Source organism: Alistipes sp. AM16-43 (genome assembly GCF_003435745.1).
Classification (GTDB): domain Bacteria; phylum Bacteroidota; class Bacteroidia; order Bacteroidales; family Rikenellaceae; genus Alistipes; species Alistipes onderdonkii.
On the sequence record NZ_QTUQ01000004.1, the window covers coordinates 88490 to 112967 of the forward strand.

At 62.2% G+C, this 24478-nt stretch carries 14 protein-coding genes; 4 read left to right on the plus strand and 10 right to left on the minus strand.

Features of this window, described 5'->3' with window-relative positions; all coding sequences use genetic code 11:
- Nucleotides 1-310 precede the first annotated feature (310 nt).
- Nucleotides 311-1468 (plus strand): acyltransferase, encoded by a 1158-nt coding sequence (locus DW189_RS08940; protein ID WP_022333890.1) that lies wholly within the window; start codon nt 311-313, stop codon nt 1466-1468.
- Nucleotides 1469-1502: 34 nt separating this feature from the next.
- On the opposite strand, the gene DW189_RS08945 is transcribed toward DW189_RS08940, so the two are convergent.
- From DW189_RS08945 to DW189_RS08970, 6 genes are all read right to left on the minus strand, one after another.
- Nucleotides 1503-2900 carry an alanine/glycine:cation symporter family protein gene (locus DW189_RS08945; protein ID WP_117507637.1) on the minus strand — a complete coding sequence of 466 codons (1398 nt, stop codon included), beginning with the start codon at nt 2898-2900 and terminating at the stop codon, nt 1503-1505.
- A gap of 83 nt (nt 2901-2983) precedes the next feature.
- The gene (locus DW189_RS08950) at nt 2984-4243 is read right to left on the minus strand and encodes a Gfo/Idh/MocA family protein (RefSeq protein WP_117507639.1); all 1260 of its coding nucleotides are present in this window, start codon (nt 4241-4243) and stop codon (nt 2984-2986) included.
- Nucleotides 4244-4444: 201 nt separating this feature from the next.
- Nucleotides 4445-7822, minus strand: a complete 3378-nt coding sequence (locus tag DW189_RS08955) for a DUF1080 domain-containing protein (protein WP_117507641.1) — start codon at nt 7820-7822, stop codon at nt 4445-4447.
- Nucleotides 7823-7834: 12 nt separating this feature from the next.
- Nucleotides 7835-9115, minus strand: coding sequence for a Gfo/Idh/MocA family oxidoreductase (locus DW189_RS08960; protein WP_117507643.1), 1281 nt, complete (start codon nt 9113-9115; stop codon nt 7835-7837).
- 22 nt (nt 9116-9137) lie between these two features.
- Nucleotides 9138-10445 carry a DUF1080 domain-containing protein gene (locus tag DW189_RS08965; protein ID WP_018696204.1) on the minus strand — a complete coding sequence of 436 codons (1308 nt, stop codon included), beginning with the start codon at nt 10443-10445 and terminating at the stop codon, nt 9138-9140.
- 176 nt (nt 10446-10621) lie between these two features.
- A complete protein-coding gene (locus DW189_RS08970; RefSeq protein ID WP_018696205.1) occupies nt 10622-12286 on the minus strand; it encodes a DUF6377 domain-containing protein in 1665 nt (554 codons plus the stop codon).
- 334 nt (nt 12287-12620) lie between these two features.
- Here DW189_RS08970 and DW189_RS08975 point away from each other — a divergent pair, with 334 nt between their 5' ends.
- A complete protein-coding gene (locus DW189_RS08975; protein ID WP_409012330.1) occupies nt 12621-13433 on the plus strand; it encodes a carbohydrate kinase family protein in 813 nt (270 codons plus the stop codon).
- A gap of 50 nt (nt 13434-13483) precedes the next feature.
- On the opposite strand, the gene ccsA is transcribed toward DW189_RS08975, so the two are convergent.
- The 4 genes from ccsA to DW189_RS08995 all read right to left on the minus strand — a co-directional run bounded on the left by ccsA (nt 13484) and on the right by DW189_RS08995 (nt 20047).
- Nucleotides 13484-15688, minus strand: a complete 2205-nt coding sequence (gene ccsA / locus DW189_RS08980) for a cytochrome c biogenesis protein CcsA (protein WP_117507646.1) — start codon at nt 15686-15688, stop codon at nt 13484-13486.
- A gap of 86 nt (nt 15689-15774) precedes the next feature.
- Nucleotides 15775-17364, minus strand: coding sequence for a di-heme oxidoredictase family protein (locus DW189_RS08985; RefSeq protein ID WP_117507648.1), 1590 nt, complete (start codon nt 17362-17364; stop codon nt 15775-15777).
- Nucleotides 17365-17377: 13 nt separating this feature from the next.
- Entirely contained in the window at nt 17378-18547 is a 1170-nt protein-coding gene (locus tag DW189_RS08990; RefSeq protein WP_117507650.1) for an imelysin family protein, read from the minus strand.
- A gap of 18 nt (nt 18548-18565) precedes the next feature.
- The gene (locus tag DW189_RS08995; RefSeq protein WP_259295437.1) at nt 18566-20047 is read right to left on the minus strand and encodes a hypothetical protein; all 1482 of its coding nucleotides are present in this window, start codon (nt 20045-20047) and stop codon (nt 18566-18568) included.
- 310 nt (nt 20048-20357) lie between these two features.
- On the opposite strand from DW189_RS08995, the gene DW189_RS09000 reads away from it, so the two are divergent.
- Together DW189_RS09000 and DW189_RS09005 are read left to right on the plus strand one after the other, a co-directional pair.
- Complete coding sequence (locus DW189_RS09000) at nt 20358-21431, plus strand: efflux RND transporter periplasmic adaptor subunit (RefSeq protein WP_117507654.1); 1074 nt, start codon at nt 20358-20360, stop codon at nt 21429-21431.
- A 12-nt stretch (nt 21432-21443) separates the two neighbouring features.
- Nucleotides 21444-24473 (plus strand): efflux RND transporter permease subunit, encoded by a 3030-nt coding sequence (locus DW189_RS09005; RefSeq protein WP_117507656.1) that lies wholly within the window; start codon nt 21444-21446, stop codon nt 24471-24473.
- Nucleotides 24474-24478 lie beyond the last annotated feature (5 nt).

The following is a 24478-nucleotide window of genomic DNA, read 5'->3' on the forward strand; positions in this document are numbered from 1 at the left end:
ACAAGGGCTCCGACGCAAGGGCGGGGTAAGAGCCGGGACGAAAGGGCCGGAAGGCAAGGGCCGGGACGTAATGGCTGAAGCGCAAGCGGCGGCAGGCAAGAGCTCTGACGAAAGAGCCGGGAGGCAAAAACCGAATGCCCGAACAAGGACGCAATGGCGGGCGAGACGGTGTATTCCGGCCCGAACAGGACGGCAGGGCATAAAAAACCGCACGTCCCGGCACAAAAAACGGCGCACCGCTGCGAAAAAAATCGTGGCGGCGCGCTTTTTTTCGTATCTTCGCAAAAATCCGATTAACCCCGACAAACAGATGGAGACCCGACTTCCCAACCCGAACGCCCCGGCCCGCGAACGCATCGGCTGGGTAGACCTGTTGCGCGTGACCGCCTGCTTCCTGGTGGTCTTTTCGCACTGCTGCGACCCCTTTGTCGGCCAGTTCGACAACGACCGCGCCGCATTCCTCACCGGAGCCTTTTCGGGCAGTTTCGTGCGCTGCTGCGTGCCGCTGTTCGTCATGATGACGGGCGTGTTGCTGCTCCCGGTGAAAACCGGCCTCGCCGGCTTCTACCGCAAGCGCATCGGACGTATTCTCGCGGCACTCGTTTTTTGGTCGGTCGTGCTGCCGCTGCTTTATTACGTCTACCTCAATTACGTCACCGCAAGCCAGAGCCCGGCGATCGACCCCGAAAATTTCACCTGGGGCGCCACGCTGCACAAACTCTGGACATTCGTATTCAATTTCACGTTCGACACTACGCCGTTGTGGTACCTCTACATGCTCGCAGGGCTGTATTTGATCATGCCCGTGATCAGCGCATGGCTCGAAAGGGCCTCGCGCAGCGAACTCAAAACGTTGCTCGGCGTATGGGGCGTGACCCTGCTGCTGCCCTACGCCAAGATGTTCGCGCCGATGCTGGGCTACACGGGGAATTTCGGGAACATGGGGCTCTACGGCGTCTGCGACTGGAACGAATTCGGGACGTTCTACTACGTCTCGGGCTTCGCGGGTTACCTCGTGCTGGCATACTACCTGGTGAAATTCCCGCCCGCATGGGACTGGCGCCGGACACTGGCCGTCTGTATCCCGATGTTCATTGCGGGCTACCTGATCACGGCCTTCGGATACGTCGCCCTGCAAAACCACTTCCCGGGCAACTACGCGTACCTTGAGATCGTATGGTATTTCGCGGGCATCAACGTCTTCATGATGACCTACCCGGTCTTCGTGATCGTGCGCAAGCTGGACTTCAAGCCCCGCGCATGGCTCTCGCGGCTGGCAGGCGCGACGTTCGGCATCTACCTCTGCCACTTCATCCTCGTGCAGGCCGGCTATGACCTCGTCGCCCGGATTCCGGCTCTGCCGACGCTCCTGCGCATCCTGCTGATCGCATGCCTCGCCTTCGCCGCCAGTTACCTCGTGGTGGCGGCCATGCAGCGATTCCGCGTGACACGGCGGTTCGTGCAATAGATCGTTTCCGCAGCAAGGTATACGGGGCGGGGTGCTACCAGCACTCCGCCTTGTCTTCAAGCGAGGGAATACGGTCGCGGGTATAGACCGGGTTTTTGATGCCGCGGCGCCGCTGGCCCACGTAGTCGGCCAGCAACAGGAACGCCTGGCGCCCGAGCAGGACGATCGCCACGAGGTTGATGAGGGTCATGAAGGCCATCGTGATGTCGGCCAGGCTCCAGGCCAGGTCAAGCGTGGCGAGCGCCCCGAACAGCACCATCGCACCGACCAGCACCCGGTAAAGGGTCAGTACCCAGGGGCGGCGGGTGATGAACCGGACATTGGCCTCGCCGTAGTAGTAATTCCCGATAATGCTGCTGAAGGCGAAGAGGAAGATCGCCACGGCGACGAAGACACTGCCCGCAGGGCCGATTTCGCCGACCAGCGCCGCCTGCGTAAGCCGTATGCCCGACAGCGAGGCATCGGGGACTCCGCCGAAAAGGATGATGAAGGCCGTACAGGTGCAGATCACGAGCGTATCGGTAAAGACCCCGAGGGTTTGGATCAGCCCCTGCTTGACCGGATGCGACACATGGGCCGTTGCGGCTACGTTCGGCGCCGAGCCCATGCCTGCCTCGTTGCTGAACAGGCCGCGCCTGATGCCCTGCATGAGCGCTGCGCCGGCACCGCCGCCCATCGCCTGCTCCCAACCGAAGGCATTGGCGACGATCAGCTCCACGACCTCGGGCAACCGCCGGAAATTGAAGAGCACGACGCCCAGCGCAAGGACGATATACCCCAGTGCCATGACCGGGACGACCACCCCGCTCACCCGGGCGATACGGTGGATGCCTCCGAAGATGACCAGCAGCGTGAGCAGCGTCAGGCCGGCGCCGACCCAATAGTGGTCGAAGCCGAAAGCACCCTCCCAGGCCGCGCAGATCGTGTTGCTCTGCACCGAGTTGAAGGCGAAACCGAATGTCACGGAGATCAGCACGGCGAAGAGGACGCCCATCCAGCGTTTGCCCAGTCCGCGTTCCATGTAGTAGGCCGGGCCGCCGATATAGGAGTCCCACCCCTTGCGTTTGTAGAGTTGGGCGAGGGTCGATTCGACGAAGGCGCTCGACGCGCCCAGCAGGGCGATGACCCACATCCAGAACACGGCGCCCGGCCCGCCGACGGCGATCGCCGTGGCGACACCCGCCAGATTCCCCGTGCCGACGCGGCTGGCCAGCGACACGGCGAATGCCTGGAACGACGAGACATGCCTCTCGCCCCGGGGGCCGCTTCCGGCCGACTCGCCCAGCACGCGCACCATCTCGCCCAGCATACGGAACTGCACGCCGCGCGTACGCAACGTGAACCAGACGGCGCACCCCAGCAGGAGTGCGACCAGCAGGTATGACCACAGCACGTCGTTGATGCCGTCGATCCATCGATAGAGGATTTCCATGGGAGGCCGTTTCCGGCAAAGGTAGCAAAGACGGTGCTAAAAATGAAAAAAGGCCGGATGATCCGGCCTTTTTCCGTAGTACGTTATTTCGTCCCGTCCACGCGGATCGTCGTCCCCGTGCGCCTGCTGCGCTCGGCGTCGTAGCAGATACGGTGGCTTTCGATCGAATCCTCGATGGTCGTCAGGAACGGATAGCCCGGATCGCGGAGCGCCCGGATGAAATCCCCGATCAGATGCAGGTCGGCACCGGCATGGAACGGCTGTCCGACGATATCCGAGAAATCGTAAGTTCGCTCGTCGCCGCCGCGGAACCTGCGCACGCGCAGCGTCCTCTCGTCGCCGTCGATCTCGCCGCCCGTCAGGCGGACGTGCGTCTTGCGGAAATCGTCGGCCGTGAACATCTCCATCGAAAGGCTCACGGTCACCTCGCCCTCCATCTCCATCGCAAGCAGCTGGTGGTCGACCACGTCGTTGTCGCAGTGGTAGACGCAACGGCCGTAGATCCCGGTGCGAAGCTCCTCGAGGATGGTCTCATCGAGGGTCTTGCCTTCGGGGACATCGAAGTTCGCCACCCAGTCGCGGCGGACATAATAGAGGTCGCGTGCCGAAAAAGGACAGGCGGACTCTATCGCGCAGTCGAGGCAACGGCGGCCCGCACCCGCGGGGGCATTCTCCGCACGGAACCAGCGCAGCGAGCCGAAGGACGACAGGCTGCGGCAATGCGCGCCGGTCAGCCACAGCAGGAAGTCGATGTCGTGGCAGCATTTGGCCAGCAGGATCGGATTCGACTCCCGCTCGCGGCGGAAAATCCCGCGCACGTAGCTGTGCGTGGCACGGTCGAGGCCCACGGCGGCGGTATGGTTGACCGAGACGACCTGCCCCAGCTCGCCCGAGGCGACGATCTCACGGATTTTGGCAAAATAGGGATGGTAGCGCAACACATGGCACACGCCGACCATCACGCCCCGTTCGCGGGCACGGCGGGCGATTTCGCGGCACTCTTCGAGGTGCTGGGCGATCGGCTTTTCGAGCAGGATGTGGTATCCCGCGTCGATGGCCTTGACCGCCGGGTCGAAATGGACGTTCTCGGGGGTCGAGATCAGCACCATGTCGGCTTCGACGCCATCGGCGAAGAAGTCGTCGTAATGCGCATAGCTCCTGCAGGCAGGCAGTCCGAAATCCCGGGCGAAGGCATGGCGGCGCAAGTCGTTCACATCGACGACAGCGACGGGCTGCAGCTGGTCGGGATACCGGCGGGCATATTCGAGGTACTTATTGGCCCGGTTCCCGGCTCCTATCACCACAATCCGCACGGGGCGGGAAACGGTCGGTTCGTTTTTCATCGGAATCCTCCAAAAGGTTATATCAGGCGGCGCCGCAATTCGCACGGCCGGGGCTCAATCTCCGCCCGCGGCGTACCCGCTGCGGCGCGGCACGCCCGACAGGTTACAAGTTTCGGGATCGGGTGCGGAGCGTTCCCGCGCCGTCCCCCGGGGGTCGCCTCCCGTCCGGAAAGAGATCCGGACGGGAGGCCCCGGCGGTTGTTATTTGCGGCCCGCGCCCATATCCAGCACACGCAGGTTGCGGAACTGGATGCCGGCACCATGGCCCAGCAGGCCGATATGGCCCGACTTGTTGAAAAGCCCCGGGTGGTTGCGGTGGTCGGCCGTATAGGGATTGACCTTCGAACCGTCCTCGGAAACATTGTGCCCCTGGCAGGCTTCGCGGATATTGCCGTCGAGGATCACCCGGCCGTTGACCGTGACCGTAATGCGGTCGCCCACGGCACGGATCTCCTCGGTATTCCACTCACCCAGCTCGCCGAACTTCACGCGGTCGGCCGCGATGACGCCGTAAACCGAACCGTGCTGCTGGTAATCGCTGATGTCCTTGTAGATCGGGGCGTCGTGGTCGAGAATCTGTATCTCCATCCCGTGGAACGCGGCATCGACGCCCATCGGCGTACGGATACCGATGCCGTTGTTGACGCCCTCGGTGAGGAACCGGAACTCGAAGCGCAGGATGAAATCGCCGTATTCCCCGACGGTGTAAAGGTTCCCCGAACCGCCGTAGGTGGCCGTCACGTCGATCGTACCGTCCAGCGGCACATAATTGGTCGTATTGCCCGTCCACTTGTGGAGCGAACGCCCGTCGAAGAGCACCTCGTAGCCCGCGGCAGCCTCGTCGGCCGGGAGGGAGAAAACGGGTGTCGACGGCAATTCGTTGATCCAGAGATTTCGGAAGGCGACGGGAGCACCCTGTCCGGCCAGTTCGATACGGCCTTGTGCATAAACCGGCTCGCCGGGCGCGCAGAGGTTCGTCATCATGGCATTTTCGGCAACTTTCACGCCATTCTCCACCAGCGTGATGCGATCGTCCACGACCTTAACATAGAGCGTATTCCACGTCCCCGGAGCGTTGTCGGCAACGGTTCGGGCGGCCTTGCCGTCCGCGAGCCCCGTCCCGGCGGCACCGCCCAGGCGGATCAGCGGCATCGAGCGCACGGCCATGCCGGCCTCGCCCTCGGAACGCCATTCGATCCAGAGTTCGAAATTCTCGTATTCCTTTTCAGTCCCGATCGTCGCGGGAGCCTCAGCGGCAAATTCGAGCAGGCCGTCCGCAGCGCCCCAGTTGGCTGCCACCGCCTCGCCGGCGGCTTTGCGGAGCTTCGCCACCTGACGGGCAGGCAGCCTCTTCGCCTCGGCAGGATTCACGGCCACGGCCGTCCATCCCGCGAGCCCGTTGGTCGGCAGCACGGCGAATCCGTCCGCCGGAATCTTACCGAGCAGACCCGTGATCTCATCCACGGCATACCCGGCGTCGGCGTCGGATTTGGCGAGTTCTTTATAGACCTCGTGCGCCCGCTCCAAAGCCTTGCGGACAGCCTCGCCGCCGGGCATCGGGTTGCACTTGGCAACGATGGTCTTCACGGCCGCGGCGGCCGGGGCGGCAGTCTGCGCATCGTCGAGGTATTCGGCGGCCAGCATCAGTGCCGGGAGGGCGTATACGCCCGAAAGGTAGCCGAGCAATTTGGCCTGCACGGCGGCCGAAGGCCTGAGAGCGAGAGCCTGTCTGTAAAGCTGGTAGCGGCGGATCGGGGTCACGGCGGCCTGCGAAGCCAGGTCGGCATAGCGCATCAGGGCGCGGTCGGTGAGCATCGGATTTTCGGCAGCGATCCCGTAAAGGATATCGGTCATGGCAGGATTTTCGACCGTCAGCAGGGCGGCGAAAGCCGCGTCGCGGTTCCCGGAGCGGAACCCGTCGAGCAGGCTGGCAACAGCCTCCTGCGTGCCGCTCTGCGCCAGCACGGGATAGTAACGCGCAGGGGTTTTCGAGGCCTTCATATAACCTGCGACGGCGCCGTACCGCCTGTCGGCGGGGAGCTGCCCCGAGGTGCGGATCAGCGCCGACTGGATCGCGGCCGTGTGGGCCTCATCGGAAGCGTCGAGCAATTCGGAAAGCCGATCCATGTGCTGCGGCTGGGCGACGAAGGGAAGCGCCCCGTACGCGGCGGCACGAACCTCCGCGTCGGAGGAGCCGAGCAATGCGAACACCCGGTCTGCGGCTGCGGACATGCGGCGTGCGGCAGCCAGTTTGAGCGCGGGAACGAGTGCCGCGGCATCATCCTTCGCAAGCAGCCGTTCCACTTCGGGGTTGATCTGTCCGTTGAATGCAAGGAGGGCTTTCATCGCGGCACCGGCATGGGGGCCTTCGAGCGCCCCGGCCAATGCCCGTAGCGCCTTTTCGCCGCCGATACGGCCCGAGGCGGCAATTGCGGCCTCGGCCACGCAGCCGTCGGGCGACGCTACGGCGGCCGTAATCACATCGGCCTGCGACACAGCGCCGCACTCCCCGAGCCATCCGATAACGGCGGCCTGCGCGACGGCATCGTAGCGCGGCATGCCGGCTGCAACCTGTGCGAAAAGTTTGTCGTCGCCTTTGCCGAGCGATTGCAGGGCGGCGAAGCGGTACTCCGCAGGGCCCTCCTCGAGGGCTTTGAGCACATAGGGCATCGCCTTCTGCACACCGAGGGCATCGGCCAGGATCGCGAGCGCACCGCCGCGGATGTACTGGAGGTCGCATTTGAGCAGCCCCTTGGCGGCCTTTACGGCCCGGGCATCGCCTGCGGCGGCGAGCCTTGCGAGCAGGCGCAGGTAAGCGTCCGCAGCGCCGGCGTCATCCCATGCGTAGCCGGTCTTGGCTGCGGCAGCGGCCAGCGGCTTGAGCGAGGCCTGCGAACCGCAGGCGGCCAGTGCGTTATAGATCTGCTCCGCGGTCTGCGCATCGGCACCTTCGAGCCATGTCAGGAGAAACGGTTCGGCAGCGGCAAGCCGCTTTTCAGCGAAAGCATAGGCGAGCGCTTGTTTGCGGGCAGCGGTAAGGTCGTCCTTGCCGGCCTCGGTGAGCAGCAGTGCTTCCGTACCCGGGGTCGAGATCAGTGCCCGGAGGGCATAGTCGGCCAGGTAGGGATCGTCCAGATAACGAGCCATGGCGGCGGCATCGGAGGCCGTCGAACAGAATTGCAGCTGCGAGAAAAGGAAAGCCCGGTTGGCGTCGTCACCGCAACGGTCGATAGCTGCCAGCAGGCCCTTGCGGACATCGTCACGCAGCGCTTCGTGCGCCGGGTCGGTCACATAGGCCACCACGCCGTTAAGGGCGTATTCGAACGTGGCGTTCTTGCCCTTGTCGGCAGGGACGAGCATGGCGGCGATCATCTCGACACCCTTACTTCCGGTGGCGGCCAGTTCGCCCATCACCTGGTTGAAAACCTTGGCATCGGCTGCGGGAAGCTGTGCGAGTCCGTCGGCGACGATGGTTTCCGTCGTGCGCTGGCGGGCATCCGATTGCTGGGCGGCGGCTCCTGCGGGCAACAGGGCGGCCAATGCTCCCAGCATAAAAAGTCGTATGATTATCTTTTTCATGGTAACTGGTGCTTAAATATGCCACGGGCCGCGCATCGGCTGGTCGATCAGTCGGTTGGCGGCATCGTCGCCGATGAAGAGTTGTTTGTCGGGGTCGAAATGCAACGTGCGGTTCAAACGCAGGGCGCAGGCACCCAGGTTCACGAGCGTCGAGCTGCGGTGTCCCTTCTGCTCGTCGAGCGCAAACTTGCTCCGCGTGCGGACGCATTCCAAAAAGTCGGTGTTCTGCGGCGCAGGGTCGGGCATCTCGGCCAGTTTCTCCATGATGTCGGGGATCGTGCAGCGGAACCCTTTATAGACCTTGCCCAGCGGGCCTTCGATATAAGGCGTGTCGTCGCCGCTTTCGAAGCCTTCGCCTTCGAGGACGATCTGACAGCCGTCGTCGTAGGTATAGACGATCTTACGCCAGATACCCACGGCGTCGGGGTGCTGCTCGGGGGCGTCGACCTCGACCTTCACGGGCGAAGTTTCGTCCTTGCCCAGCAGGTACTGCACGGGATCCATGTAGTGTTGCCCCATGTCCGTCAGGCCGCCGCCGTCGTAATCCCAGTAACCGCGGAAAGTCTGGTGCACACGGTGTTCGTTGTAAGGCTTGTAGGGGGCCGGGCCGAGCCACATGTCGTAGTCGAGATTCGACGGAACCCTCTGCGGGACGAGGTTCTCCTTGCCCACCCAGAAGAATTTCCAGGTGAAGCCGGTGGTGCCCGAGATGGTCACCTTGAGCGGCCATCCCAGCAGGCCGCTGTCGATCAGCTTCTTGAGCGGCTCGACAGTGGTACCCAGGCCGTAGAAGGTATCCGTGAAACGGAACCACGTATTGAGACGGAAGATGCGGTTGTTGCGCTTGACGGCCTCCACGACGCGCTTGCCCTCGCCGATGGTGCGGGTCATCGGTTTCTCGCACCAGATGTCCTTGCCGGCCTTCGCGGCCTCGACGGCCATGATGCCGTGCCAGTGCGGGGGCGTGGCGATATGGACGATGTCGACATTGGGGTCGGCGATCAGGCGGCGGAAATCGCGATAGGACTGCAACGTCTCGTTGAAACGCTTTTTGCCCAGGTCGAGCGCGCTTTGGAGATGCTTGCTGTCGACGTCGCAGACCGCCACCAGACGGCACTCCTTGGTGCTGGTGAAATGGTAGCTGCTCTTGCCGATGCCGCCGACGCCGATGATGCCTTTGGTGAGCTGGTCGCTCGGCGCCACGTGTTTCGGGCCGCCGAGCACATGGCGCGGGACGACCGTCAGCAGCGCCATGCCGCTCAGTGTTTTCAGAAAATTCCTGCGGGTACTCATATCGTGTTCAGGTTAGTGGTAATTATAAGGTTGTCAGACGGAAATTGCGCCAGAGCACCTTGATCCCGCCGCCGTCGTGGATCTGCAGGGCGATGCGCCCCTGTGCGGCGCCGATCCTGGCATCGGTGATGTCGACCATCTCTTCGCCGTTGAGCCACGTCTGCACGCGGTCGCCCTGGACTTTCAGGCGCAGCGTATTCCACTCGCCCTCCCGCAGGATGTCCTCCTTCTCGTCGGGGATCTGAACCAGCCAGCCGCGGCCGTAGGACTCGTAGATACCGGCCGTATCGAAGCCCTTGGGGGCCACTTCGCACTGCCAGCCGTGGACTTTCACGGGAGGCTCGACGAACGAGCGGAAAAAGACGCCCGAGTTACCGTTGGCCAGCTGCTTGAATTCGAGCGTCAGGTCGAAATCGTTATAATATTCGCGCGTGGCAAGGTAGCCGTACTCCTTGTCGGGGCCGCTCTCGCAAACCATGTTGCCGTCCTTGTCGACATACCACTTCTCCGTGCCGTAGGCCTCCCAGCCCGTCAGGTCTTTGCCGTTGAACAGCTCGACCTCGCGGCCGGCCTTGCGGGGCAGCTCCTTGATCTTCAGGTTGCGGAACGAAGCGGGCGAACCGTGATCCTGCAGGCAGATCACACCGCGGCGCGCAAGGCCGTATTCGGGTGCGGTCTCCCATTTGCCGCTGTGCTTGCGGGCGAACCAGTCGTCCGTCCAGGCTTCGAATTCGAGGATCTTGTGGCCGTTGAGCCAGTGCTCGACATGGCCGTTGTCGAAGACGATGCGCGACGAGTTCCACTCGCCCTGCGGGTTGACGAACAGCGAATCGGGATCGGGCAGGTGCATGGCGTAGTCCACGCCCAGTTTCTGCCACTCTTCGAGTTTGTTGGGGGCATTGACCTCTTCCCAGCCCTCGTTGTCGATCAGCTGGTATTCGGGGCCGGTTACGTAGGGTACCTTGAAATAGGGGTCTTCGACCACGTGGTAGATCATACCGCTGTTCCCTCCGTGGGAGAGTTTCCAGTCCCAGTCGAGGATGAAGTTTTCGTACTGTTTCTTCGTAACGATGTAGCCTGCCAGGTCGCTGCCGTCGCCCTTGGCCTGGATGCAGCCGTCGACGACATGCCACGGCATGGTCAGCTCTTCGCCGTTGTAGTCCTTCCACTGGTCGAGCGTCTTGCCGTCGAACAACAGCTGCCAGCCGTCGGCAATCTCCTCTTTGGTCAGCACATTCTGTTGCGGCGCACATGCAGCGGCAGCGCAGAGCACGAGTCCCAGCCCGCACGCTTGCGCGAGCTTTCTGCGAAAATAAGTTTTAGTCAGCATAATTTATGATTGGTTAAATGGTTCCGTGGCCGGGGTTAGGACAAAAATACCTATTATTTATGATTATTCCAGCGCACGTATAGAACTATATAGAGGTTTGACAATCTATATAGCATTACATATCAGGGTTTTAAAAACCGAATCCACACCCCGGATTATATAGACTATCCGAAAGATCAGAGACCGATCCGCGACACCTGCTGCTCGAAATTGTCCCGATCCAGCGCCGCATTGCGGAGTTTGGTGCGGTAGGTATAGACCGTCGCCGAAGCACAGTTGAGCAGCGAAGCGATGTGTCCGCTGTCGGTAATCCCGAGCCGGATGGCCGCCAGAATCCGCAGCTCGGTGGTCAGCGATGCGTCGGCGCGGGGCGCAAAATGCGACTCGGGCTGCAGGAGGGCATTGACCTGTTCGATGAATTGCGGGAAGATGTCGAGGAACGAGGAATCGAACGACTGGTAGAACTTCGCATATTCGCCGCTGACGGCCTGCGAGGTGTTCAGCCAGCGCACCAGTTCGTCGACGCCCTTGTTGCGGGCGACGCGGCAGACCTCGCGGCGGAAAGTGTCGATCTGCTTGATGTAATGGACGGAAAGGTCGATATAGTGGCAGACGTAACGGTCTTTGATCCGGTTGGAGTCGACCAGCGCGCCGTTGATCTCGCGGATATGGTCGTTCTTGGCCTGCATCTCGTCGTTCTTCGCCTGTAACTGGGCGCTCATGTCGATCAGCTGCCGGTGGTTGCCGCGCAGGCGGCGGTGCTGCCACAGCACGCACCAGAGGATACCGATGAGGACGACCAGGAAGACACCGGCCAACCAGATCGTCGTGGTCATCATGGCCTGCCTTTGGGCGATGTTCGAGGAGATGGCCTCGCTGATCTTGACGGCCGCGGAAGAGGAGACCGGTATGCGCACCATCGACCGGCAGTGCATGGCGTCATCGGACGCGCTGCCCATATAGGCTGCCGCACGGTCGTAATCCTTGCGGTCGAACAGCAGCAGCGCAAGGTCGTACAGCGAGGCATAGGAACGGGTGCCGGCACGCAGGTCGGCGACGGACGATTCGGCCAAGTAATAAAGCCGCAGGTCGTCGTCGCCCCACGCCCGCGCGATGCCTGCGAGGCCGTAATAGAGAAGCGCCAGCTCCTGGTAGTCGGGATTCCTGGCCGTATAGGGCTCGAGCAACTGTACGGCCTCGGCGAAGCGGCCGCTGTCGCGCAGAGCGGCGGCGGCGATCCGCGCCTGCGTCCACTCCGACTGCCCGGGCACGGACATGTGCCTGACACGCATCACCGTATCGCGCCATGCCGACCGCGAAGCCCCGTCCTCGGCTTCGGCCGCACGCCGGGCAGCGATCGAGGAGTAGCGCGAATGCCATGCGGCATACTCCGAAGGGGACATACCGGCAGTGTCTATCCTGCGGAAAAGTTCTTCGGCAAGCCCCAGCTGCCCGCGGCCCAGCCAGACGTCGATGTCGGCAAGCAGGGCGATGCGGCGGATATCCCCCGACCCGGCAGAGGCTGCCAGCCGGTAAAGGCGGTCGACGTAATAAGCCGCCGAATCCAGTTGGTAGGTCACGTAATTCTGCGACACGGCGAACAGGCGCCACGCCCGGTCGCCGGCGTTGCGGGCACGCGCCACCTCCCGGCGCAGACTGTCGTTCTGCGCCTGCCGCCACTGCTGGTAACGATCCTTGCGGGAAAGTTCCGCATCCAGCCGTTCCAGCGCCGCTTCGGTCTGGAGCGAGTATTTCGGGTGCCGCGTACATCCTGCGAGGAAAATGCACGCCAGAAGCACCCACAGGAAGCCGGATCGGGCGGGAAGGGTTCGCAGCATCATGGTTTCGGGTTTTGTGTCAGACAAAAATAAGACAAAAGCCGTTCAATACAAACTTTCCGGGCATAATTCGTCCGTCCCGCCATGGGTAAGCGCCCCGGCACGACAGGCCCGATGCTACGAAAATTACGGCCAAATGCCTCGCCCCATGCAGAAAAACACCGCACAAGCGGAAAAATATCGAGCAAAACCGTTAACTTCGCAGCAAACGCAAACGACCATGAATACCGAAGCAAACCGCAAGACAGAGTGGGTCGTCGGAATCGGCGAAGCACTCTGGGACATACTGCCCGAAGGGCGGAAGATCGGCGGCGCCCCCGCGAACTTCGCCTACCACATGTCGCAGTTCGGGCTGCACAGCTGCGCGGTCAGCGCCGTCGGCGACGACGAGGCGGGACGCGAACTCCGCAACCAGCTCCGCGAAAAAAGGGTGGGACATATGCTGGAAACGGTGCCGTTCCCGACCGGGACGGTCGAAGTCACGCTCGACGGGGCGGGCATCCCCAGCTACGAGATCCGGCAGGGCGTAGCCTGGGACAACATCCCGTTCACCCCGCAGATCGAGGAGCTCGCCCGGCACACCCGTGCAGCCTGCTTCGGGTCGCTGGCACAGCGCAGCCCCGTATCGCACCGCACGATCGGGCGTTTCCTGGAAACGATGCCCGACGGCGAGGGACAATACAAGGTCTTCGACATCAACCTGCGGCAGCACTTCTACACGCAGCAGGTGGTCGAAGAGTCGCTGCGAAAGTGCAACATCCTGAAGATAAACGACGAGGAGCTGGCCGTGGTCGGCAGCATGTTCGGCATGGAGGGGATGCAGCCCGGGGAGCAGTGCCGCACGCTGCTCGACAGGTACGGGTTGCGGATCGTAATCCTCACCTGCGGTGCCGCCGGGAGTTCGGTATTCGCCCCCGACACCCGGTCATATATCCCCACGCCGCGGGTCGAAGTGGCCGACACGGTCGGCGCAGGGGACTCGTTCACGGCATCGTTCCTGGCCGCCCTGCTCTCGGGGCTCGGCATCGGGGAAGCACACAGGCTGGCCGTGGATGTCGCGGCCCACGTCTGCTCGCAGCACGGCGCCATGCCCCGGCTGCCGGAACGGTTTACCGCTCGGCTGCGCAATGACGGTTCCGCCATACGATAGGGACGACCGGGACGCACGGAAGGGGCATCCCGCCCCGGGCCGCCGCTCCCCTATCCGGCATAACTGTGCATGCCGCCCAACAGGAAATTGACCCCGAAATAGGTGACCAGCACCGAGAGGAACGCCGCGATGCAGAACCAATGGAAAAACAACGGCCGGCGAAACCACGGCAGGGAACCGGCATGCAGGGGCAGCGCATAAACCAGCAGCGTAACGAGCGCCCACACCTCCTTGGGATCCCAGCCCCAGTAGCGTCCCCACGACACATTGGCCCAGACGGCGCCGACGAAGATACCGGCGGCGAGGCAGAAGACGGCCGGATAGAGCATCAGCCGGCTGACGGCCTGCAGCTGCGCGGCCGCCCCGCGGGCGCGGCGGTGCAGGACGACCCCTGCCACGCCGCCGAACATGACGAACGCCAGCAACGCATAGGCCACCATGACCAGCATCACATGGATGCAGAGCAGCGGCGAGTCGAGAACCGGCATCAGCTGCGTGATCTGAGGGTTCGACTCCCCCATCATCGAAACCATCAGCGACAGCCCGGCGATCAGGTAACCGAAAGGCAGCAGGAACAGGAAGCGGCGGGCGAAGAGCAGCGTGAGCAGCAACGTACACCATGCCATGAAGCGCATCGTTTCATAGCCGTTCGAAACAGGCCAGTGGCCGCTGACATAGCCCCGCAGCGCCAGCATCAGCGTAAGATACAGTCCTCCGGCGGCAACGCCCGCAAGGAGCCAGCCCCGGGTTTTCGCCCCGAAAGCCCGCCCGCGCACCATCCGGCGGCAGGCATCGAGGAATCCTCCGATCCCGATCAGGATGAATGCCGCGGCGAGCGGCAGCGACCAATCGAGCCGGTTATAGAGTTTTTCGGCACGGAAACGCAGCCCGGAAGGCATATGCGCTCCGCCCTCCTTCTGCTGGTAGCTGCGGATCTTGCGCAACACCCCTGCGACCCCCGCCCAATCCCGTTTTACGACCAGTTCGCTGACGTAGTTCATGGCCCGGCCGATAAAGAGCGCCTGCCCGTGAGGCAGCTCCCGCGGCAGGCCGTCGACCTGCGACGCCCAGCGCAGCAGGCTGTCCGAAGGGTCGGTATAGGGAAAAATCCGCAGCATACTGCCCGTGCAGACCATCCCGATGATGTTGAATTTCTCATCGGCCTCGCCCGCCGGACGCCCGGCAGCCCCTTCGAGCCGGTATTCGTTGACCCGGTTGCGGAAATCCGACAGCCGCGCATAACGCCCGCCGACCTCCAGCAGGCGGCGTGCCCCGGCACTCCTGATGCGGATCATCGGTTCGCGTTTCCAGTCGTCGTAATAGAACAGCCAGCCGGAAAGCACCTGCTCGGGCGTAAGTCCCCGGTAGCGGCTCTTCCCGCAGAGTTTCACCGTAAAATCCTTAGCCAGGGTCTGCAACGGACAGATACGGTCGTTGTAGTAGACATACAGGTCGCCCAATTCCGCGGCGACCTCGCGCGGAAGCGTCTGCGGCAAGGTGTCAGCCGCCCGGGCACCCTGTACGGCCGCCGTACAGAGGACAAGGCACAGCGCCGCCTTGCGGAGCGCAGGGCTGCGCAGCAACCGCCTGAAACCCCCGCGCCTGTCGCACAGGAACGCCAGCATGGAAACGAGCAGCAGCCCGTACCCGGCATAGGTGATGCCGATGCCCCACGGATCATACGAAACGGAAAGGGTCGTACCCCGTCCGTCCTCGTCATAGGCGGACTGGTAGAACCGATAATTCCGGAAAACCAGGATGCGGTTCATGCCGACTTCACCGTGCAGCGACCCGTCGTCGGCCGTCAGGGTGAGAAGGCTGACGAAATCCATCGGCGCACGGGTGCCGGCATAATACTCGATGCGGAAATCGTCCAGCCGGGCCCGGAAGGGCAGTATTTGCTCCGAACCGTCACGGCCGGCGAATGCGGTCGCCCCGGGATCGCCCGTGCGCAGGTGCAACGTCCCCTGCCGGCCGAAGAGCCATGTCACGGAAGCCCCCGCGAGGATGACCGCGAAAGAGAGGTGCAGCAACAGGACGGCGGGCCTCCGCCACAATTTCCGGCGGAACAGGCAGGCCAGCGCCGCGAGGGTGAGGGCACCCCAAAGCGCGGCGAACCAGCCCGCGCCGTAGATATGCGCAGCGGCGAAATCCGTACCGTATATCTTTTCAAGTACCGTGGCCGTAACGAGCACCGCCATCACGGCTCCGAGCAGCCCGAAGGCAAGGCGTTTCAACAGTTTCAACAGTTTCATCCGTTCGTTCGTGTGTGAATGCATCGTCCGGACACGGCAAAGGCCGATGCACGGGGCACCGGCGCTTCGCACATATCCGGGAAGGGTTAGATGGATTCGATGAATTCGACCACCGCGTCGCGGTCGTCCTTGCTCAGCGTGCGGAACTTCTCGACCGACCAGCGGGCGTCGCTCTGCGCCGCGCCATGCCACATGATAGCCTCGATGACCGTCCGCGCACGGCAATCGTGCAGGCGGTCGCTGGCGCCCGTGCACTTCTCGCTCAGGCCGCGGCCCCAGAGCGGCGTCGTACGGCACCAGCCCGTGCGGATGTCGTTCACCATGAAGAGCCGGTGCTGCACCATGTCGGAGTAGGGCCAGATCTTCTGATTAGGATAACGCGGCAGGCGGCTGTCGCCGTCGGCAAAGAAACCGTTGGGGTCGGTAAAGACATCGTCGCCCGTCGTCCAGGTCGGACGGTGGCAGGTGGCACAGCCGATCTCGGTGAAGAGCGCCTTGCCGCGTTTGACGTCCGCATCGTCGAGGTTACGCGCCGCCGGTACGGCCAGACCGCGGTGCCAGACCATAAAGTCGACATAGTCCTCATCGCTCATCTCGACAGGCAGTTCCTTGTTCATCAGATAGTCGTAAATATCCTGCGCGACGTCGCCCGTTTTGTTCCACGCCGGGAAAAGCGTGTAGAAATCCCGCTGCACATCGGCGTCCTTCGACGCTACTTCGGCATAAGCAGCGGTCATGTAGTGGTAGCGGCGGTCGGAGCGGGTCACGTTGGTAATGTTCCAGATGGCATTGGCACCCGCCGCATCCTGCAACGGGCCGCGGCTCAGGGCATAGGTATAGCGCAGCGGATGGGTGGTCGTCCCATAGGTCTTGACCCACTCGCCGTTCCTGAAGATCGCGGGATTGAGCGGCACGCCGTTCTGCTCCTGGCGAACGTACTCGGCTTTCAGGTCGCTGTCTGAAATGGCATCCAGCAAGCCCGTACCGTAGATGCCGATGGTCGATTCGAGGCGCACGCGCACCTTGGCATAGGGCACCTCGCCCTTGGCGCCGATCAGCGGCACGTAATAGGCGTCCTCGGGGATCGTCACTTCGGGATAGATCAGGCTGTAAGACTCGCCGTCGGGAAACTTATTGCCCCACTCGTCGGTATACTCCTGCCAGCCGATCATGATCTTCGATTCGTCGATCGGGGCTTTGAACGGCGCCACGGCCCGCGTTTGCGGCATACCGGTGAGCGATGTCAGGTAATTGTCGTCCTCGTCGGTGATGACCAGCAGATAGCCGTTGCCGATCTGGTTGGTGTTGAACGCGCCTTCGATACGCTTGCCGTGGCCGTAGCCCGGGTGGCAGTGCAGGCACGAGGTGCGGATATAGAGCGGCCCGAGGCCGTAGCGCACACCCGACGAGTTGGCCGTGAAGGGTTTTTCGAACAGTGCCTCGCCGTTCAGGAAACGCTGCGTCATCGCGGCGTCGTCATCGACGACCGGCGTAGGCTGCTCGTAGGCCACCGACGTGGTGTTGAAAGCCGTGCCGAGCTTGCCGCCGGCGTAATACTCCTCGGGAACAGGGTCGGGATTCGGATCGGGGGCGGGATCCGTCCCCTTGTCATCAGCGCACGCGGCAGCCATCAGGGCTGCCGACATGAACAGGCTGTAAATCAAGTGCTTTTTCATTGCTGAAAAATGGTTATTTTTCGACCGACAGTGCCGTCAGCGCCTTCGTAAGCGCGTTCACAAGGTCGTTATTGCAATAGGTGGCGGCATCCTTCCATGCCTGTGCCGTACGGTTGTCGACGAACGGGGCCGGGCAGGCCTCGATCTTTTCGATCGCCGTGGAAATCGCATTGCGAACCTCCGTATCGAGGACGGGGGCTACCACCTCGATCCAGTCGCTCACCGAAGCGTCGCCGGAGGTCATGCCCTGATAGGTGTTCCGGATGCTGATGATGTTGTCGATGAAATCGGTCTTCGAATTCTGGCTGTAAGGCGACTCGATGTAATTGATATCCTCGGAGCTGGTTCCGTTGGCCGGACGGCCGATCTTCTGCGAGCCGACCTCAGTGGCGATGTCGATGCAGCCCTGGATGATCTCCTCGGCGGCATCCTTATAGTTGCGGTACTTGCTGCCGCCCTTCCCCGAATTGCGCATCGAAGCGCCGTAGTCGAAGGTCGGCTCCAGTTCGGCATCGCCCAGGATCGTCTGCTTCTCTTCGGTGACATTGTCCAGCCCCGCCCACGAAGCTTCGAGGCGTACGCACATGTTGCACAGATCGTTGGCCACACCGACCAGGTATACCAGCTGGGGACGGGTGTATTTGCCGAGGGCGCGGGGGCCCGCATTCTCGAAGAGCATGTATTCCAACGCATGGAACCCGAGCAGGCCGTAACCCAGATTGGCGCTGACATAATCGGGATTCCTCTCGATCTCGGCCATCATACTGTTGTTGTTCAGCAGGTTCTGAAGCGCCGTGCCGTCCAGCGGCCAGGAGTCGATATGCGGGTCGATGTCGTAATCGGCCGCAGCGCCGTAAAGGTAGGCCTCGCTGAGCTCCCAGTGCTTGCGCGTGGTGATCCAGTCGTTGCAGGCGGCCTGCACCAGCGGGGTCGTAAGGGTTCCCGCGTCGAAAGCCGCCAGCATGGCCTCGCAATCCTCCTGCAAGGCGATGCTCCCGTCAGCCAGGGCCTTATAGGTCGGAATCACGTTATTGTCGACGAAATCTACGGCAGCATCCCTGAGCGCCTCTTCACGCTCGTCGGCAAACGTGTAATCGCCGTCGCTGTCGCTGCACGATGCGGCCCCGAGCGCCAGGACGAGTGCCGCGGCTGCATAAACGGAATTTTTGAACAGATTTTTCATATTCTCATTATGATTTGGTTAACGTCTGAAAAAGCCGGAATAGGCGATCCCCAGCGAAAGGGAGGGCTCATTGTTGAAACGCCCCGTGCGGGCCTCCCCGGTGGCGGAGTCGGTGTAGTCGTACGACCGGAGCAGGCCGATGCCGTACTCGGCCTTGATGACAATGTTCCTGATCGGGTAATAGTTGAACCCGACGGCTACCCGCTGGCGGCCGCACCAGTCCTGGCGGATTACCGACTTGGCGGTATCGAACATCGAATCGTAGAACTCATAGCGGCCGAAGACGTAGAAGCGGTGTCCCCTCTCCTTGAGCCTGCGTATCTGCGAGAAGATGTCGTAACCGGCTTCCACCCCCGTGGCGATGGCGTCCGAACCCACATATTGTTTGGGCGAGGGCGATGCGTTGGGCATATCGCGGTTGAACTGGGAAATCTTGTCCGAATTGGTCAGGTGCCCGTAGTCGAAGTTACCGCGAACGATCCAGTTATGGGCATCGTAGAGGAAATCGAAGGCGCCGATCATCACCGTACCCTTCACGTCCTTGTATCTGTCAGTACCGGTACGGTTGGCACTCAGGGTATTGCTGAAACTGTTGCCCGCATAGCCGCTCAGGCTCAGGCGCAAGCCCGGGACGGAGTAGTTGTCGATGCGGAACGCCCCGGCATAGGCATTGGCGATCTTGAATTCGTAGGGGCTTCCGGCACCGCCGCTGACCCAACCGTTGTCGCCGAACCGGTCGGAATCCAGTCCCGGCAAGAACATCACCTCGTAACGCCAGTCACCGGCACGTCCCCAGAGGCTGATGCCCGTTTCGTGCCATGTGCAGGGCAGGATCGTATTCTCGCCCTCGGGACGGTAGACCCCGAAGAACTCGGTGGGCATGTGGTGCTGGTTGGTTCCGCCGACGGGCACGATCATATGCCCCAGGCGCAGGTTGAAGACCGGGCTGAAGCTTTTCTGGAGCCAGAACTGTTCGAGGGCGACCTCGCCGCCGCGTTCGATCTCCGACTCATACTCGCCGCCCTCCTCGAATTCGGTTTCGAAGGCGCTCTCCGTGCCGCCGTGCTCGAATTCGATCTCGGTGCCCATCGACCAGCCGCGCCCGAAATCGTAGCCCAGGTAGATGACCACGTGCGGGAGGTCGAAGCGGCCGTGGCTTTTGTCATTCTTGTACTTGTCGGGGCTGATATAACGCAGGTAGTTGTCGCTGAAAAAATTGCGCGTCATGACGGCTTCGCCGTACCCGCCTACGGTCAGCCGTGAGGGTTTGTCGGCCTCTTTGCTGACGGCGGTCTTCACTTCGGAAGAGAGCTCGGCACGGATCTCCGACAGGAGTTCGGCTTTCAGCTGTGCCTTCAGCCTGGCATTGGCAGCCGAATCGGCCGCAGCCGCAGATTCGGGGATGGGGACAGGGGCGGGGGCGGTCACAGCTTCCTGCGCATGCAGGGTAATACCCGCCAGTAATAAAATAGAAGTAAACAGTAAAATTCCAAGACGCATAGGCTCTCCGTTTATTTTGTTTGCAGTGGCAAAGTTAAGGTGGCCGCCGAGCCCGGGCAATTCCCTGTTTTAGGTAATTTTCGGGACAGAATAATAACATGTAGGTATTGCTTTCCGACGGTGCGGGAATCCGGCGGGTGCCGGTCGTTTCGCCGGCGTTTTTTACCGTTTCGCCGGATACGGGCATACACGAACCCGCAACCGGCCCCGTTTTTACGACAAACGGATGCAATTGTACCTTTCGGCAGCGGAGGCATAGCGGGTTTTTTCGTATCTTTGCATATCCCTCATTAAAGACAACCTCTCCGGTATGAAAAAAAAGAAATGGATCATCACGTCCGTCATCCTCGTAGTATTCTGTGCTGGGCTGTTCGTTTACAACCACTACCGCGGCAGTTCGTCCGCCCCCGACCCGGCAGCAATCAGCATACCCCGGAAAAATAGCGTCCTGAACGTCAACGGGCTCGTCGTGCGGCCGCAAACCCTCACGGACGGAATCACCTCGGTGGGCAGCCTGCTCCCCGACGAGGAGGTAGACCTCTCGTTCGAGACCTCGGGCAAGATCGTCTCGATCAACTTCCAGGAAGGCTCAACCGTCCGCAAGGGCGAATTGCTGGCCAAAGTCAACGACAAACCGCTGCTGGCACAGCTGTCGCGCTACGAAGCGCAGCTCAAACTGGCCGAAGACCGTGTTTACCGCCAGAGTGCCCTGCTCGAAAAGGACGCCGTCAGCCAGGAAGCCTACGAACAGGCACGCACCGAACTGGCGATGCTCAACGCCGATATCGACATCGTGCGTTCGAACATCGCGCTCACGGAGCTGCACGCCCCGTTCGACGGCGTGATCGGCCTGCGCAACGTCAGCGAAGGCGCCTATGCCTCGCCGAGCGTCGTGGTGGCCAAGCTGACCAAAATCAAACCGCTGAAGATCGACCTCTCCGTCCCGGAGCGCTACGCCAGCCAGATAAAACCCGGGACGCGCCTCACGTTCACGGTCGAGGGGTACAACGAGACGTTCCACGCCGAGGTATATGCCACCGAGTCGAAGATCGACCCGAATACTCACTATTTCTCGGTGCGTGCGCACTACCCCAATACGCGGGGCAGGCTGCTGCCCGGACGCTTCGTAAGCGTAAAGATCCGGATGCACGACATCCCCGACGCCATCGCCATCCCGACCCAGGCCGTCGTCCCCGAGATGGGCGTGGACAAGGTATTCCTCTACAAGGGCGGCAAAGCCCACGCCGTAGCCATAAAAACCGGGCTGAGGACGGAATCGCGGATACAGGTTGTCGAGGGACTGTCCCCGGGCGACACGCTGATCGTTTCCGGCACGCTCCAGCTGCGTGAAGGGCTCCCCGTAAAACTCGACACCGTCGAATAAAACCGCCGCCGCATGAATATTTCCGAACTGAGCATCCGGCGGCCGGTAATGGCATCGGTGCTGACGATCATCATCCTGCTATTCGGTTTCATCGGGTACAGCTACCTCGGCGTACGCGAATACCCGAGTGTCGACAACCCCATCATCTCGGTGACGTGCTCCTATCCGGGAGCCAATGCCGATGTGATCGAGAACCAGATCACCGAGCCGCTCGAACAGAACATAAACGGCATCCCGGGCATCCGCTCGATGTCGAGCGTCAGCAGCCAGGGACAGAGCCGCATCACGGTCGAATTCGAACTCTCGGTAGACCTGGAAACCGCGGCCAACGACGTGCGCGACAAAGTGTCGCGCGCCCAGCGCTACCTGCCCCGCGACTGCGACCCTCCGACGGTCACCAAAGCCGATGCCGACGCCACGCCGATCCTGATGGTAACCATCCAGAGCGACAAACGTTCGCTGCTGGAACTGAGCGAGATCGCCGACCTGACGGTCAAGGAGCAGCTGCAGACGATCAACAACGTCAGCGGCGTGCAGATATGGGGTGAGAAACGCTACTCGATGCGCCTGTGGCTCGACCCGGCCAAGATGGCCGGATACGGCATTACGCCCGTGGACATCAAGAACGCCCTCGACCGCGAAAACGTAGAGCTTCCCTCGGGCAGCATCGAAGGCAACACCACCGAGCTGACGATCCGCACGATGGGGCTGATGCACACCACGCAGGAGTTCAACGACCTGGTCGTACGCGAAGCCTCCAACCGCATCATCCGCCTGAGCGACGTGGGACGCGCCGAACTGGGCCCCCAGGATACGCGCAGCTACATGAAGATGAACGGCATCCCGATGGTGGGCGTCGTGGTGATCCCCCAGCCGGGAGCCAACCACATCGACATCGCCGATGCGGTTTACCAGCGCATGGAGACGATGAAGAAAGACCTGCCGGACGACGTGGTGACCTCCTACGGGTTCGACAACACGCGCTTCATCCGCGCCTCGATCGACGAGGTGCGACAGACCGTCTACGAGGCCTTCATCCTGGTCATCATCATCATCTTCCTCTTCCTGCGCAACTGGCGCGTGACGCTCATCCCGTGCATCGTGATCCCGGTCTCGCTCATCGGCACGTTCTTCCTGATGTACGTCGCCGGGTTCTCGATCAACGTGCTGTCGATGCTGGCCGTGGTGCTCTCGGTCGGGCTGGTGGTCGACGATGCCATCGTGATGACCGAGAACATCTACATCCGCATCGAACGCGGCATGACGCCCAAGGAGGCCGGCATCGAAGGCGCCAAGGAGATCTTCTTCGCCGTCATCTCGACGTCGGTCACGCTGATCGCCGTGTTCTTCCCGATCGTCTTCATGGAGGGCATGACCGGCCGCCTGTTCCGCGAATTCAGCATGGTGATCTCGGGCGCGGTGGTCATCTCGACCTTCGCTGCGCTGACCATCACCCCGATGCTGGCGACCAAACTGCTGGTGCGGCAGGAGCGCAAGAGCTGGTTTTACAGCAAGACCGAGCCCTTCTTCGTGGGAATGAACAACTTTTACCAGCGCACGCTGGCCGGGTTCCTGCGGCGGCGCTGGGTGGCATTGCCGCTCATCGCCCTGATGGTCGGACTGATCGGCTGGCTGTGGCGGGCCATCCCGGCGGAAATGGCGCCGCTCGAAGACCGTTCGCAGATTTCGATCAATACCCGCGGGTCGGAAGGCGCCACCTACGAATACCTGCGCGACTACACCGAGGACATCAACCGCCTGGTCGATTCGCTCGTGCCGGAGGCCCAGTCGGTCACGGCACGCGTATCGAGCGGCTCGGGCAACGTCCGCATCGCCCTGACCGACATCTCGGAACGCAAACGTTCGCAGATGGAGATCGCCGAGGAGCTTTCGGCGGCCGTGCGTACCAAGACCAAGGCCCGCGCCTTCGTGCAGCAGCAGAGCACCTTCGGCGGCCGCCGCGGCAACATGCCCGTGCAATACGTCCTGCAGGCCACCGGCATCGAACGGTTGCAGGAAGTGCTGCCCGAATTCATGCGCAAGGTCTACGAAAGCCCCGTGTTCCAGATGGCCGACGTCGACCTGAAATTCAGCAAGCCCGAAGCGCGCATCATCATCAACCGCGACAAGTCGAACCTGCTGGGCGTCTCGACGCGCGACATAGCCCAGACGCTCCAGTACGGCTTGAGCGGCCAGCGTATGGGTTACTTCTACATGAACGGCAAGCAATACGAGATACTGGCCGAGATCAACCGCCAGCAACGCAATAAGCCCGCCGACCTGCGGTCGATCTACGTACGCAGCGACAAGGGCGAGATGATCCAGCTGGACAACCTGATCGCACTGGAAGAGAACGTCGCCCCGCCGCAATTGTACCACTACAACCGGTTCCTCTCGGCGACCGTATCGGCCGGGCTGGCGAAGGGCAAGACCATCGGGCAGGGGCTCGACGAAATGGATCGCATCGCCGCCGAAACGCTCGGCGACGATTTCCGCACGGCGCTGGCCGGCGACTCGAAGGAGTTCCGTGAAAGTTCGTCGAGCCTGATGTTCGCCTTCCTGCTGGCCATCCTGCTGATCTACCTGATCCTCGCGGCACAGTTCGAGAGCTTCAAAGACCCGCTGGTCATCATGCTCACCGTGCCGCTGGCCATTGCGGGGGCACTGGTGTTCATGGCCGCCAACGGGCAGACGATGAACATCTTCAGCCAGATCGGCATCATCATGCTCATCGGCCTGGTGGCCAAGAACGGCATCCTGATCGTGGAGTTCGCCAACCAGAAGCAGGAAGCGGGAATCGACAAACTGCACGCCATCGAGGAAGCCTCGCTGCAACGCCTGCGCCCGATCCTGATGACGAGCGCCTCGACCATCCTCGGCCTGCTGCCGCTGACCGTCGCCACGGGCGAAGGTGCCAACGGACGTATCGCCATGGGTATCGCCGTAGTGGGCGGTATGGTGGTATCCACCCTGCTGACGCTCTACATCGTCCCGGCAATATACAGCTACGTATCGACAGACCGGAGTAAGAAACAGAAATAAGGAAG

What these genes read in the sequence shown, in the direction of transcription:
- DW189_RS08990 (WP_117507650.1), bottom strand. Translation starts at nt 18,547, where the DNA reads ATGAAAAATCTGTTCAAAAATTCCGTTTATGCAGCCGCGGCACTCGTC.
- ccsA (WP_117507646.1), bottom strand. Translation starts at nt 15,688, where the DNA reads ATGAAACTGTTGAAACTGTTGAAACGCCTTGCCTTCGGGCTGCTCGGA.
- DW189_RS09000 (WP_117507654.1), top strand. Translation starts at nt 20,358, where the DNA reads ATGAAAAAAAAGAAATGGATCATCACGTCCGTCATCCTCGTAGTATTC.
- DW189_RS08940 (WP_022333890.1), top strand. Translation starts at nt 311, where the DNA reads ATGGAGACCCGACTTCCCAACCCGAACGCCCCGGCCCGCGAACGCATC.
- DW189_RS08950 (WP_117507639.1), bottom strand. Translation starts at nt 4,243, where the DNA reads ATGAAAAACGAACCGACCGTTTCCCGCCCCGTGCGGATTGTGGTGATA.
- DW189_RS08970 (WP_018696205.1), bottom strand. Translation starts at nt 12,286, where the DNA reads ATGATGCTGCGAACCCTTCCCGCCCGATCCGGCTTCCTGTGGGTGCTT.
- DW189_RS08960 (WP_117507643.1), bottom strand. Translation starts at nt 9,115, where the DNA reads ATGAGTACCCGCAGGAATTTTCTGAAAACACTGAGCGGCATGGCGCTG.
- DW189_RS08945 (WP_117507637.1), bottom strand. Translation starts at nt 2,900, where the DNA reads ATGGAAATCCTCTATCGATGGATCGACGGCATCAACGACGTGCTGTGG.
- DW189_RS08975 (WP_409012330.1), top strand. Translation starts at nt 12,621, where the DNA reads ATGTCGCAGTTCGGGCTGCACAGCTGCGCGGTCAGCGCCGTCGGCGAC.
- DW189_RS08985 (WP_117507648.1), bottom strand. Translation starts at nt 17,364, where the DNA reads ATGAAAAAGCACTTGATTTACAGCCTGTTCATGTCGGCAGCCCTGATG.
- DW189_RS08995 (WP_259295437.1), bottom strand. Translation starts at nt 20,047, where the DNA reads ATGCGTCTTGGAATTTTACTGTTTACTTCTATTTTATTACTGGCGGGT.
- DW189_RS09005 (WP_117507656.1), top strand. Translation starts at nt 21,444, where the DNA reads ATGAATATTTCCGAACTGAGCATCCGGCGGCCGGTAATGGCATCGGTG.
- DW189_RS08965 (WP_018696204.1), bottom strand. Translation starts at nt 10,445, where the DNA reads ATGCTGACTAAAACTTATTTTCGCAGAAAGCTCGCGCAAGCGTGCGGG.
- DW189_RS08955 (WP_117507641.1), bottom strand. Translation starts at nt 7,822, where the DNA reads ATGAAAAAGATAATCATACGACTTTTTATGCTGGGAGCATTGGCCGCC.